The organism is Rhodococcus sp. HM1, assembly GCF_023218075.1.
Classification (GTDB): domain Bacteria; phylum Actinomycetota; class Actinomycetes; order Mycobacteriales; family Mycobacteriaceae; genus Rhodococcus.
Genome location: NZ_JALPTB010000003.1, coordinates 204,518 through 217,565, shown reverse-complemented (window position 1 = coordinate 217,565; position 13,048 = coordinate 204,518). Strand labels below are relative to the sequence as shown.

The 13,048-nt window shown below is 69.5% G+C and carries 10 protein-coding genes and 1 tRNA gene; 5 read left to right on the top strand and 6 right to left on the bottom strand.

Going from position 1 to position 13,048, the window contains the following annotated elements:
- Positions 1–194 precede the first annotated feature (194 nt).
- A tRNA-Met gene (locus tag M1M07_RS03285) sits at positions 195–271 on the bottom strand.
- Between the two features lie 510 nt (positions 272–781).
- On the opposite strand from M1M07_RS03285, the gene M1M07_RS03280 reads away from it, so the two are divergent.
- Positions 782–1,306 (top strand): transglycosylase family protein, encoded by a 525-nt coding sequence (locus tag M1M07_RS03280; RefSeq protein WP_197254332.1) that lies wholly within the window; start codon positions 782–784, stop codon positions 1,304–1,306.
- 65 nt (positions 1,307–1,371) lie between these two features.
- On the opposite strand, the gene M1M07_RS03275 is transcribed toward M1M07_RS03280, so the two are convergent.
- Positions 1,372–4,362, bottom strand: coding sequence for a UPF0182 family protein (locus M1M07_RS03275; RefSeq protein WP_248673289.1), 2,991 nt, complete (start codon positions 4,360–4,362; stop codon positions 1,372–1,374).
- Positions 4,363–4,567: 205 nt separating this feature from the next.
- Between M1M07_RS03275 and M1M07_RS03270 the strand changes: the two genes are divergently transcribed.
- Entirely contained in the window at positions 4,568–5,167 is a 600-nt protein-coding gene (locus tag M1M07_RS03270) for a PPA1309 family protein (RefSeq protein WP_248673288.1), read from the top strand.
- A gap of 10 nt (positions 5,168–5,177) precedes the next feature.
- On the opposite strand, the gene M1M07_RS03265 is transcribed toward M1M07_RS03270, so the two are convergent.
- Positions 5,178–6,203, bottom strand: a complete 1,026-nt coding sequence (locus M1M07_RS03265; protein ID WP_197254329.1) for a PDZ domain-containing protein — start codon at positions 6,201–6,203, stop codon at positions 5,178–5,180.
- A gap of 112 nt (positions 6,204–6,315) precedes the next feature.
- Here M1M07_RS03265 and M1M07_RS03260 point away from each other — a divergent pair, with 112 nt between their 5' ends.
- The 3 genes from M1M07_RS03260 (at position 6,316) to M1M07_RS03250 (ending at position 10,111) form a co-directional block, all read left to right on the top strand.
- Positions 6,316–7,791, top strand: a complete 1,476-nt coding sequence (locus tag M1M07_RS03260) for a zinc-dependent metalloprotease (protein WP_248673287.1) — start codon at positions 6,316–6,318, stop codon at positions 7,789–7,791.
- 95 nt (positions 7,792–7,886) lie between these two features.
- Entirely contained in the window at positions 7,887–8,771 is an 885-nt protein-coding gene (locus M1M07_RS03255) for a TOMM precursor leader peptide-binding protein (protein WP_197254327.1), read from the top strand.
- Positions 8,768–10,111, top strand: coding sequence for an AarF/ABC1/UbiB kinase family protein (locus M1M07_RS03250; RefSeq protein WP_197254317.1), 1,344 nt, complete (start codon positions 8,768–8,770; stop codon positions 10,109–10,111). Before M1M07_RS03255 ends, M1M07_RS03250 begins: the two co-directional genes overlap by 4 nt.
- Positions 10,112–10,158: 47 nt before the next feature.
- Here the strand turns inward: M1M07_RS03250 and M1M07_RS03245 are convergent, their stop codons facing one another.
- From M1M07_RS03245 to M1M07_RS03235, 3 genes are all read right to left on the bottom strand, one after another.
- On the bottom strand, positions 10,159–10,443 hold the full coding sequence (locus M1M07_RS03245; protein ID WP_307846392.1) for a WhiB family transcriptional regulator: 285 nt from the start codon (positions 10,441–10,443) through the stop codon (positions 10,159–10,161).
- 146 nt (positions 10,444–10,589) lie between these two features.
- A complete protein-coding gene (locus tag M1M07_RS03240) occupies positions 10,590–10,733 on the bottom strand; it encodes a hypothetical protein (RefSeq protein ID WP_197254315.1) in 144 nt (47 codons plus the stop codon).
- A gap of 144 nt (positions 10,734–10,877) precedes the next feature.
- The gene (locus tag M1M07_RS03235) at positions 10,878–13,010 is read right to left on the bottom strand and encodes an ATP-dependent DNA helicase UvrD2 (protein WP_197254313.1); all 2,133 of its coding nucleotides are present in this window, start codon (positions 13,008–13,010) and stop codon (positions 10,878–10,880) included.
- Between the last annotated feature and the right edge of the window lie 38 nt (positions 13,011–13,048).

Genomic DNA, 13,048 nt, shown 5'->3' with positions numbered 1-13,048 from the left:
CCCGACCATGGGCACCGACTTCAGCTGGGAGGACGGCAACGGTCTCCAACATGGTTGGGCGGGCAGATCACGCCGGTGAACCAGGGCGACACACCGAGGGCTGTACACACATTTTGGCCTATAACCCTCGGAAAAAGCGGGGGAAGCAGGCAAAAGGAAAGGCCGGCATCCGAATTCGGATGCCGGCCTTTCGGTGGTAGCGGGGACAGGATTTGAACCTGCGACCTCTGGGTTATGAGCCCAGCGAGCTACCGAGCTGCTCCACCCCGCGTTGCAGAAACGAAGTTACACGAGCGTTCGAACCGAAGGCAAATCGCCTGCACGGCCACCTCCAGGGGACGACACCCGTCGGCCCGCCGAATCGAAAATCGGCGTCCGCCACCCGAGACAACAGGTGGAAAAGGGTGACCCGGACCACATTCCGCCCATGATTCATTTCACATAACGGGCGTGTAACAGAACGGGTGGTTGACCGTTATTTTCGACCGCCGACCTGGGGGAATGCCGTTCGACGGTCTCACCAGTTGGACACGCGTCCGCCGAATCGGGTGGGTATACGCCGACGCGACGGCTCTGTACGGTCGGTCCCGGCCCGAAACCACCGGGCCAACACCGGACTGCCGCTGCTGACACCCTGCCCCGCAGGATCCGGTGCCTACGAATCCTTCGAGGGGCAGGGACGCGGCCACGACACGCGCCCACTCCCGATCGACGCCGAATCCGGTGTGACGAGGACGCCAGGGCCCGCCGCCGTCAGCGAGCGCGGAGAGGATCCACCCGCATGACCACTCTGTTCAGCAAGCGCGGCCTGGGCATGGCCGTCGTCACCGGCGCCCTCGTCGCCCTCCCCGTCGGCCTGGCCACCGGCACCGCCTCCGCAGCCACCCACAACTGGGACGGCGTCGCGCAGTGCGAGAGCGGCGGAAACTGGTCCATCAACACCGGTAACGGCTACTACGGCGGCCTCCAGTTCTCGCAGAGCACCTGGACCGCCAACGGCGGCACCGGCAGCCCGCACACCGCGTCGAAGGAAGAGCAGATCCGCGTCGCCGAGAACACCCTGCAGTCCCAGGGTCCCGGTGCGTGGCCGGTGTGCGGTCAGTACCTGACCACCGAGTCCGCTCCCGCGCCCGCGCCCGCTCCGGCGGCACCCGCCCCGGCGCCGGCCCCGGCTGCTCCGGTCGCGCCCGAGGCCCCCGTGCCCGGCGACCAGGTGCAGCAGGCCATCGACGCCGCACACGTCCTCGCCGAGCAGAACGGTCTCGGCGCCCAGTTCCAGCAGCTGATCGACGTCGCCGGCCGCTGACCGAACGCAACGAAGCCGGGCCCCGCACTGAGTGCGGGGCCCGGCTTCGTGGTCGAACCTACCGATCAGCCGCCGGTCGCCTGGTAGGCGTCGACCGCCCTCTGGACCCGTTCCAGGGCCCGGCCGTAGGCCGCGAAGTCACCGCTGCGCTGCGCGTTGCTCAGCTCGGTCAGCGCGGCGTCGAGTTCGTTCACGGCGGCGGCCCGGTCCGCGGGCACCGGAGCCGGCGCCGCCGGCTGCGGTGCGGGCTGCGGCACGGACCCTTGCGCCTGTTCACCGTTCGCGCCCGGCTCCGCCGGTGCGGTCGGTGCCGATTCGCCGCCCGGCGCGGTGGCCGCATTGCCGACGCCACTGCCGAACACCTGATCCAGCGCGCCTGCCAGCGTCGGAGCGTAGCCGATGCGCACGCCGCCGCCCTGTCCCGGTTCGCGGTAGCTCACCAGCACCCGCGACAGTTGCGGGAACGTGGACGTACTGCCTCCGGTCGAGTTGCGTTCGGTGTACATCGGCTGGACGTACAGGATGCCGCCCTCCGCGATCGGTAGGGTGAGCAGGTTGCCGTAGTGGATGCGGTTCGACCGCTCGAGCAACGTCCGTTCCGACGCCACCCGGGTATCGGAGATCATCGCGTTCTGCGTCTGCTCGGGACCGAACGTCTGGGTGTCCGTCGGCAACTGCAGGATCGTGAACTTCCCGTAGTCCTTCGGGTCGGCGTCCACCGAGATGTACGCCGACAGGAACTGCCGGTTGTAGCCGACCATCGCCGAGGTCAGCCGGAACGACGGCGCAGCCGTCTCCTCGTCGCCGACGAGCACGTAGTACGGCGGCTGGTTGGCGTTCGTCTCGACGGTGGGATCCGACGGCACCGACCAGAACGCGTTGTTCGTGAAGAACTCACGCGGGTCGTCCACGTGGTACTTCGCGAGCATCTCGCGCTGCACCTTGAACAGGTCCTCCGGGTACCGGAAGTGCGAACGCAACTCGTCGGTGATCGCCTCCTGCGGGGTCACCGCATTCGGGAACACACCCATCCACGCCTTCAGGACCGGGTCCTGATCGTCGACCTGGTACAGGGTGACCGTTCCGTCGTACGCGTCGACGGTCGCCTTCACCGAGTTGCGGATGTACGAGACCTCCTTGCGGGGCAGCAACCGGCCGGTGTTCTGGTCGATGCTGTCCTCGACGAGACCCTCGAGGGAACTGCGCTGCGCGTACGGATAGTTGTCGAGCGTGGTGTACGCGTCGACGATCCACACGATCCGGCCGTTCACCGCTGCCGGGTAGGCGTCGCCGTCGGCGGTCAGCCACGGCGCGACCTTGGTGACGCGGTCGCGGGGGTCGCGGTTGAACAGGATCTTCGAATCCTCGCCGATCGCGCCGGAGAACAGGATGTTGCGCTCGGCGTACTTCGCGGCGAACGCGAGCCGGTTGAACCAGTTCCCGATCGAGACACCACCGGAACCGTCGTAGGTGTACTTGTCGGTGTCGGTGTCGTACTCGCGCGGCCCGGAGTCGCCGGCGGCACCGACGATCGCATAGTCCGGATTCGCCTGCGCAATGACCTCACCGAAGTAGATCCGCGGCTGCTCGACCGGGATCACCTGGCTGTCGGCCTTGAGCGAGGCGAGGTCGCTGACCATGTACACGGGGTATCCACTGTTGCTGTTGGCGGCTTCCTCCGCCGATTCGCTGGCGGCCGCGTTGACCCGGTTCGCCGGCGCGGCGACCAGGCCGTTGCCGTGCGTGTAGACGGTGTGGCGGTTGATCCAGTCGGTCTGGTTGCCGGTCAGGCTCGACGGGGACAGCTCGCGGGCGGCGACGATGTAGTCCTCGACCTTCCCGTCCACGCTGTACCGGTCGATGTCGAGCGACTGCGGGAACCCGTAGAAGTTCTTGAGCTGCTGCTGCTGGGTGAACGTGCGCGGCAGCACGTTCGGGTCGAGCAGGCGCGTGTTCGCGATGGTCGTCAGGTCCGCGGGCACACCGCTCGGCGACGCGGTGCCGACCCCCGGATAGTCCCGGTACTCCACCTTGTCGTCGGTGATGCCGTACGCCTCGCGGGTCGCGGCGATGTTCCGTTCGATGAACGGGGATTCCTTGTCCGCGGCGTTCGGGCGCACCGAGAACTGTTCGACGACCAGCGGATACACCGCGCCGACGAGGATCGACGAGAGCACCAGCAACGCGGTGGCCAGCGCCGGGATCCGCAGATCCCGCAGCACGATCGCGGCGAAGAACGCGATCGCACAGATCACCGCGATGGCCAGCAGGATGAGCTTCGCCGGCAGCACCGCGTGGATGTCGGTGTAGCCGGGGCCGGTGAACGTGGGTTCCTTGCGGCCGCTCCACAGCAGCGTGTACCGGTCGAGCCAGTAGGCGATCGCCTTGAGCGCGACGAACACACCGGCGAGAACCGCGAGCTGGATCCGCGCGGCACGGCTGACGTTGCCGCCGCGGCCGGCGAGCCGGATACCGCCGAAGATGTAGTGGGTGACCAAGTTCGCGATGAGCGCAAGGATCACCGCGACGAACATCCAGTTCAGCAGGAACCGGTAGAACGGCAGGTCGAACGCGTAGAACCCGACATCGAGCCCGAACTGCGGATCCACGGTGCCGAACGAGCCGCCGTTGAAGAACATCTGCACGGTGACCCAGCTGGCCTGCGCGACCAGACCCGACAGCAGACCCAGCACGATCGGGATGCCGAGCCCGAACACGCGCATGCGGGTCATCACCGTGGTGCGGTATCGCGCGACCGGGTCGTTGGGACCGGCCGTGGGCACGAACACCGGCCGCGATCGATAGGCCAGCAGCATCGCCAGCCACACGACGGCGCCGACGAAGAGCGCGGTGACCACGAACAGGACGATGCGGGTCACCAGCACCTTGACGTACACGTCGCGGTACTCCACCTCACCGAACCACAGCCAGTTGGTGTATGCGTCGACGAGCCGGGGACCGAGCAACAACAAGGCCGCCACCACCAGCGCGAGGATCAGCAGAACCTTGCTGCGTTTGGACAGGGTGGGTACCCCTGATGGGGGCCTCATTCCCACGTGTCACACTCCCAACTCTTCGGCGGCGCCGGATCACGCCGCAGTTGCTCGCCCCCGTGCATCGCGCGCCGCGCGCGTACACCGGTGACCGTTTCGCCCCAACTCTACGGAACGAATCGCTCCTGCCGCCGAATCGGCGGACTCACGGAACCGGTCCCGTGAGCCGCGGTGATTCACCGCCGGCTCACGGTGCAAGGATAGGACGGTGAGTGAGCATCTTCCCGTCCCCTCCGAAGAAGGCCTGCGCCGCTGCGTCGGCGAGATCGTCGACTTCGTCGACGCCGACGGCTGGGGCCGTCCGCCGGTGATGTTCGCGCTGGTCCCGACCGCGCTGCTGGCTGCGGAGGAACCATCGCTCGGTGACCGGCTCGACGAGGGCAGCGAATACACCCCGATCGAACAGGACGCCTTCCCCGAGGACGTCGAGGGTGGCAGTCCCGCGCTCGACGAATTCCTGGCGACGACCAGCTGGCCGTCGTCGGTGGCCGGGTGTGTGCTGGTCCAGGAGATCGTGGTGTTGCCGCCCAGCGCAGAGTCCGATCTCGACGACGCGCTCGCGCCGCGGCTGGCCGACGCGCACGCCGCGGACGAGGCGGCGCGGCTCGCGGCGCACAGTCATCCCGAGCGGCGTGAGGCGCGCCTGATCGCGGGGGTGCTGCGCGACGGGCCGTCGCTGTGCCTGCTGCAGCTGCGCCCCACCGAGGACGAGGATCCGTTCGCGGGCATCGAACTGCGCACCTACGAGAACCTGGCGCCGAACCTGGTCGCCGCGCTCTACGCGACGCTCGAACCCGACGAGGACTGACGTCCCGCGGTCACGCGCAGGTGGGTGCGTCGCCACCGGCGGCGACGGTCGCGAGGGCGTCGATCGCGTCGTCGAGCGACTCGACCCGGATCAGCTGCAGCCCGTCGGGGACGTCGGTGAGGGCCTCGGCGCAGTTGTCCGCGGGCACCAGGAAGTAGGTCGCGCCGTCGTCGACCGCGCCGTCGAGCTTGTGGGTGATGCCGCCGATCGGTCCGACCTTGCCGTCCGAATCGATGGTGCCGGTGCCCGCGACGGCGAGCCCGCCGTTGAGCGGGCCGGGGCTGAGCTTGTCGACGACGGCGAGGCTGAACATCAGGCCGGCCGAGGGGCCGCCGATGTCGGCGAGGTTGAAGGTGACGGTGAACGGCACCTCGGGCACCTCTTCGGTGGTGATCCCGAGGTAGCCCTTCTCCGGGTCACCCGGACGCGCCGCGACGGTGACCTGCACGTCCTCGTCCATGCCGTCGCGGCGGACCTGGACGGCCAGTTCCGTACCCGGTGCGGCCGCCCCGACGGCGCGCTGCACGCTTCCGGCCGTGGTCACCGGCTCCCCCGCGACCGCGACGATCTGGTCTCCCTCGCGGAACACGCCGGTCGCGGGCGCGTCCTCGCCGACCTGCGCGACCCGCACCGTCACCGGCAGACCGAGGTGGTGCAGCGCGGCGAGTTCGGCGCTGCGTTCGGACTGGGTGAACAGCGCCTGGTCGGCGGCACGGACGTCGTCCTTGCTGACATTCGGCGGATACACGGTCTCGCGCGGGGCGAGCGCGTACCGGTCGCTGATCCACACCGTCAGTGCCTGCGCGAGAGTCAGCTGGTCGTTGACGCCGACAGTGGTCATCCGCAGCTGACCGGTGGTCGTGTCGGGTTCGATGCCGTCGATCTGTACGACGGGCTTGCCGTCCGCCTCGCCGAGTGTGTCGAACGTCGGCCCCGGGCCGAGCGCCACGTACGGAACCTTCACGTTGGTGGCGATACCCGCCAGAGCCAGAAGGGGGACCAGCACCGCGAGCGGCGTCACGAACCGTCGATTCACCCGGTCCAGGGTAGCGGCAGCCGATGTTCGCGATCAGCGTGACCACGCAGGACCGATCGCCGTCGGACGCCTTGTACCGTTGGATACATGGACGCCTTGTACCGTTGGATACATGAGCGACACGCCTTTCGGCTTCTCGAACTCCGACGACGACCCGGACCGGAAGAAAGACGACAGCTCCGGCACCGGCGGGTCCGGATCCGAGGGCGGTGCGTCCGGCGGCTTCCCGTTCGGCTTCGGGCTGCCGGGCGGTGCGAACCCGTTCGGTGGTGGTGACCCCGGCGCCAACCCGTTCGGCGCCCAGGGCTTCGACCCCGCCCAGCTCGGCCAGATGCTCTCCCAGTTCGGCCAGATGCTCAGCGGGATGGGCAACGCGATGGGCACCGGCGGCACCGGGCCGGTGAACTACGAGGTCGCCATGAAACTGGCCCGGCAGCAGGTCGGGTCCTTCACGCCGGTCTCCTCCGGGGAAGCCGATGCGATCCGCGACGCGGCGCACCTCACGGAACTGTGGCTCGACGGTGCGACAACGCTCCCGGCGGGCGCGACCCGCACGGTCGCGTGGACGCCGGTCGAGTGGCTCGAGAACACTCTCGACACCTGGAAGCGGCTGTGCGATCCGGTGGCCGAGCAGATCAACGGCATGTGGATCCAGGGCCTGCCCGAGGAAGCCCGGCAGATGGCCGGCCCCATGCTCGGCATGTTCGGGCAGATGGGCGGGCTCGCGTTCGGTTCCCAGCTCGGTCAGGCGCTCGGCCAGCTGTCGAAGGAGGTGCTGACCTCCACCGACATCGGCCTGCCGCTCGGCCCGGCCGGAACCGCGGCGCTGCTGCCCGAAGCGATCGACAAGTTCGGTGACGGCCTCGAACAGCCCGCGCAGGAGGTGCTGGTGTTCCTGGCCGCCCGCGAGGCGGCGCACCAGCGTCTGTACAGCCACGTGCCGTGGCTGCGGCAGCGGCTGCTCTCGACCGTCGAGGACTACGCCCGCAACATCCGCATGGATTTCTCCGCCATCGAGGATCTCGCGCAGGGCCTCGACCCGTCCGCGCTGACCGATCCGTCGAAGCTCGAGGAGATTCTCAAGCAGGGCGCCCTCGAACCGCAGACCACCCCGGAACAGAAGCAGGCGCTCGAACGGCTCGAAACACTGCTCGCGCTCGTCGAGGGCTGGGTGGAGACCGTCGTGTCCGACGCGCTCGGCGACCGGATCCCCGGGACGTCGGCGCTGAGCGAGACCCTGCGTCGCCGGCGTGCGTCGGGCGGTCCCGCCGAGCAGACCTTCGCGACGCTGGTCGGCCTCGAACTGCGGCCGCGCAAGCTGCGGGAGGCCGCGGCGCTGTGGCGGACCCTCACCGAGCAGGCCGGTACGGACGCGCGGGACAAGGTGTGGGCCCATCCGGACCTGCTTCCCGAGTCGTCCGACCTGGACAGCCCGGCCGGATTCGTCGACCGGGTTCTCGGCGGCGACACCGGGGCGTTCGACGATCCGATCGCCCAGTTGCGGGCCGTCGAGGAACGCGAGCGCGCGGAGAAGGAGAAGGGCAACGGCGAGCAGGGCGGCGAGGCCGGTCCCGACGAATCGGCCTGACGCCCTGTTTCCGCAGGCAGCAACCGGTTTCTGCCTGTGGATAACCCGCTGATCGGGGGGCGTTGCCGGACCAGGCGGCTGTCAGACTCGACGTCATGACGTCGTCACCTGCGCACCCGTCCGGCCCCGCCCTGGACCCCTGCCTCGAACTGCTGCGCCGCCCGGACGGCACCGTCCAGCTCGGCTGGGGACCCGAGACGGGTGCCCTGCTGGCCCCACCGGAGGGCATCGACACGTTCGATCTGCTCACCGTGCTGCGGATGCTCGACGGTCGCCACCCGCGTGAGACGGTGCTCGCCCACGTCGCGGATCGCGGCATGGACGCGGCCGCGGTCGACGCGATCCTCGACGATCTCGTCGCGTGCGGGGCGCTGTGGGACCCCGCGGCACACACCGGTCCGGCCACCACGACGGAACCGCGCGTGCGGATCCACGGAGACGGTCCGATCGCCGATGCGGTCGCCGCGCACCTGACGGTGTCGTCGGTGCGGGTGTCGCGGTCCGGTTCGTATCCGCAGACCAGCGACGTCACGACCTGGAACGTGCACTGCGTACTGCTCACCGACGATCTGACGCCGGATCCGAATCTCGTCCTGGATCTCATGCGGCACCGGATCCCGCACCTTCCGGTCCGGCTCCGGGACGGACGCGGTGTCGTCGGCCCGTTCGTGGTCCCCGGCCGGACCAGTTGCCTGCGCTGCGCGGACCTCGCTCGCACCGATCTGGATCCCGCGTGGCCGCACCTGGCGACCCAGCTGTGGGGCCGGGTCGGACGCGCCGACCCTGCCGTGGTCCTCGCGACCGCGGCGGTCGCGGTCGGGCAGATCGACGCCCTCGCGGCCGGCCGGCCGGAGAACGCGCCGATCCTGATCGACCGCACCCTCGAGGTGGACCTCGGCGCGCACCGGTTCACGACACGCCGTTGGTTCCGGCATCCGCGATGCACGTGCGGACCGATGACGGAGCCCGGTCGTGCATGATGGTGGGCGTGGCCGAGATTCCCCGTAAGAGCTCTTCCCGCACCGCCAAGCTGGCGAGCATCCCGCTCGGGATCGCCGGACGCGCCGCGGTCGGTTTCGGACGCCGACTCGCCGGCGGCGACCGCGACGAGATCGACGCCGAGCTGGCCGCGAAGGCGGCCGAGCAGTTGTTCTCCGTCCTCGGCGAGCTCAAGGGCGGCGCCATGAAATTCGGGCAGGCACTGAGCGTCATGGAGGCCGCCGTCCCGGAGGAGTTCGCCGAGCCGTATCGCGAGGCACTGACCAAGCTGCAGTCCGAGGCTCCGCCGCTGCCCGCGAAGGCCGTGCACCGGGTACTCGATCAGCAGCTGGGAACCCGCTGGCGCGAGCGTTTCTCCTCGTTCGACGACGTGCCGACGGCGTCGGCGAGCATCGGGCAGGTGCACCGGGCGGTGTGGTCCGACGGTCGCGACGTCGCGGTGAAGGTGCAGTATCCGGGTGCCGACGAGGCGTTGCGCGCGGATCTGCGCACGCTGCAACGATTCGCGGGTCTGTTCGGGACGGTCATGCCGGGGACCGATGTTCGTCCGGTCCTCGACGAGTTGACCGCCCGCACGGAGGAGGAACTCGACTACCGCATCGAGGCGGACAACCAGCGGGCCTTCGCCCGGGCGTTCGACGGCGACCCCCGCTTCCTGGTGCCGCACGTCGTCGCGAGCGCACCGAAAGTGGTCGTGACCGAATGGCTTTCGGCAACACCGCTGTCGGCGATCATCCAGAACGGCACCCGCGAGCAGCGCAACCGCGCGGGGGCGCTGCTCGCCGAGTTCCATTTCGCCTCGCCCGCCGTGGTCGGGCTGTTGCACAGCGATCCGCATCCCGGGAACTTCATGCTGCTCGACGACGGCCGCCTGGGCATCATCGATTTCGGAGCGACCGCGGCGATGCCCGACGGGCTGCCGCCGGTGCTGGGCCGGATGGTGCGCCTGGCCGTGGAGGAGCGGTTCGACGAGCTGACCGAACTGCTGTACTCGCATCGGTTCGTGTTGCCCGGCAAGGAGGTGACGGACCGCGAGATCGCGGACTACCTCCGGCCGTTCACCGATCCGATCCGCACCGAATCGTTCCACTTCACGCGGGCGTGGCTGCAGAAGGCCGCCGGCACGGCCACCGATTTCTCGAGCCCGCAGTTCCGCACCGCGCGGACGCTGAACCTGCCGCCGGAGTACGTGAGTGTGTTCCGGGTGCTGCTGGGCTCGGTGGGAATCTGCGCGCAGCTCGACGCGTACGCACCGTACATGCGCATCCTGTCGGAATGGTTGCCCGGTTTCACGGACGACCGGTCCGAGGTCCTCGAGTGATCCCCTGATCCCGAGGGCCCCGGACCGGGTCCGGAGTGGTCACGAATTCACGCGCACACCAACTGTTTCCGGGGGCGACCCCGGGGACGCTTGCGTGCGACGACGGTTCCGCGATCGAAGATCTCGCCGCCCCACACACCCCACGGCTCCGCGCGATCGAGTGCCGCCGCGAGGCAGCGCGTGCGGATGGGGCAGCCGGTGCACAGCGCCTTGGCCTGCTCGAGCTCGGCCGGGGTCTCGGCGAACCACAGGTCCGGGTTGTCCTGTCGGCACGGGAGTTCACGCACACGTGCCGCCCCGGTCCGGTCGATCGCGACGACGATCTCGGTCACGGTCACGGTCGTCGTGGTGGGCACAGTTGCGGTCGGCACAAGGGCCTCCTTCTGGCTGGTTCGGATGATGTGAGCGAACCGGTGGCCGGAAAGAAGAACGGCCACGGTCCGCTGAGCGGGGTCCGTGGCCGAAACGATGGGGCTGGTTACCGGGGAATCTCCCGGAACCGGCTTCGGGCCACGGACGAGGCGGCGGCGGCGCGGGGGCGATGCGCCTGCCGTGCGGCAGCGAGCGGCGCCACGACGCGCGCGGCGGCCAGTGCTGCTGCAGCTGCCTTGAAGCCGATCATCGTGGCCACCTCCTCACATCGTTCGCGCACGAGCTCTTCCCGTGACAACATCGTCCAGCCTAGATTCGATGCCGTCGATCGCACAAGTTATTTTCTACCTGCGGTTTTGCAGTCATAGGGTTTTGCGGTCAGAGGGTTTTGCGGTCAGAGGTCGAGAGTGTCCGCGGTGCGTTCGCCGCGCACGAGGGCCAGCACGTCCTCGCCGTACTGCTCGAGCTTCTTCGCACCGATCCCCGGGATCGCCACCAGTGATCGGGTGTCGCCCGGCCGCTGCTCGGCGATCGCGACGAGCGTGTTGTCGCTGAACACGACGTAGGCCGGCACCTTCTGCTCCTTCGAGCGTTCCCGCCGCCAGTTCTTCAAGGCCACCAGCAGGTCCTCGTCGAGGTTCGACGGGCAGGTCTCGCACCGGCCGAGCATCGTCGACGTCGACCCCATCAGCGGCTTGCCGCACACCCGGCACTGCGGCCGCTTCTTCTTCGAGGGCGGGGGTGTCGCGATGCGGGAGGCCGGCGAGTCCTCCGGGATGAGCCCGTGCAGGAACCGGGACCGGCGCCGCGTCCGGCGACCGCCCTCGCTGCGCGACAGCGCCCACGACAGGTGCAGGTGGACGCGGGCGCGGGTCACCCCGACGTACAGCAGGCGGCGTTCCTCCTCGATGCCCGCCTCGTCCGGCGGGGTGTTGCTGTCGCCGGTGACATGGCTGATGGGGAGCATGCCGTCCGTGAGTCCGACGAGGAACACGGCGTCCCATTCGAGGCCCTTGGCGGCGTGCAGCGATGCGAGGGTCACGCCCTGCACGGTCGGTGGCTGCCGAGCTTCGGCGCGTGCCGCGAGGTCGCGCAGCAATTCGTCGAGGGTGAGTTCGGGCTGGTGCTCGAGCAGTTCCTCGGTGAGCTGCACGAGCGCGGTCAGCGACGCCCAGCGTTCGCGGGCCTGCGCACCCGCCGGTTCGGTGTCGGTGAGGCCTAGCGGCACCAGGACCGCGCGGACGAGGGTGAGGAGCCCGGTGCCCCGGCCCGATTCCTCGGGCAGGTCGTCGCGATTGTGCACCTGCCGCAGCGCGTTGACGGCCTGCCGCACCTCGTCGCGCTGGAAGAACCCTTCACCGCCGCGCACCTGATACGGGATCCCGGCCTCGGTGAACGCCTGCTCGTACACCTCCGACTGCGCGTTGATCCGGTACAGCACCGCGATCTCCGCGGCGTCGACCCCGTCGCGCAGCAGCTTGGCGATCGCCTTCGCGACGGCGGTGGCCTCGGCCGGTTCGTCGTCGTACTCGGCGAAGTGCGGCTCGGGGCCGGGCGGGCGCTGCCCGATCAGCTGCAGCCGGGTGCCGGCGATGCGGCCGCGGGCCGCGCCGATCACCCGGTTGGCGAGGTCGACGACCTGCGGGGTGGAGCGGTAGTCGCGTTCGAGGCGCACGATCGTCGCATCGGGGAAGCGCCGGGTGAAGTCGAGCAGGTACTTCGGGGTGGCGCCGGTGAACGAGTAGATGGTCTGGTTGGCGTCGCCGACGACGGTGAGGTCGTCGCGGTCGCCGAGCCACGCGTCGAGGACGCGCTGCTGCAGCGGGGTGACGTCCTGGTATTCGTCCACGACGAAGCAGCGGTACCGATCGCGGAACTCCTCGGCGACGGCGCTGTTCTCCTCGAGCGCGCTCGCGGTGTGCAGCAGCAGGTCGTCGAAGTCGAGGTACATCCCCTCCTCGCGGACCTTGAGTTTCTCGTAGATCTCGTAGACCGCTGCAACCCGGGAAGCCTCGGCAGGGGGTTCGCGGCGGACCCGCGCGACCGCGGCCGGATAGTCCTCGGGCGCGATGAGCGAGCCCTTCGCCCATTCGATCTCCGAGAGCAGGTCGCGCACCGTGTCCGTGTCGGTCGCGAACTTGGCGCGGTGCGCGGCCTGGGACACGACCGCGAACTTGCGGTCGAGCAGCTGCCACGGGATGTCTCCGACGACCTGCGGCCAGAAGTAGCGCAGTTGCCGCAACGCGGCCGCGTGGAAGGTGCGGGCCTGCACCTGGGGGCCGGATCCGCCGACTCCCAGTGCACGCAGGCGGGACCGCATCTCCCCCGCCGCGCGGGCGGTGAAGGTCACCGCGAGGACTTGGCCGGCGGAGACGTGACCGGCGGACACGAGGTGCGCGATGCGCCGGGTGATGGTGCGGGTCTTGCCGGTGCCGGCGCCGGCGAGTACACATACCGGGCCTCGCGGGGCGAGTACCGCCGCCGCCTGCTCCGGGTCCAGCCCGTCCACCGCCGCATCCACTCGCATGGCCTCCATCATGGCAGTGCGTCCCGACAGCCGGTTGC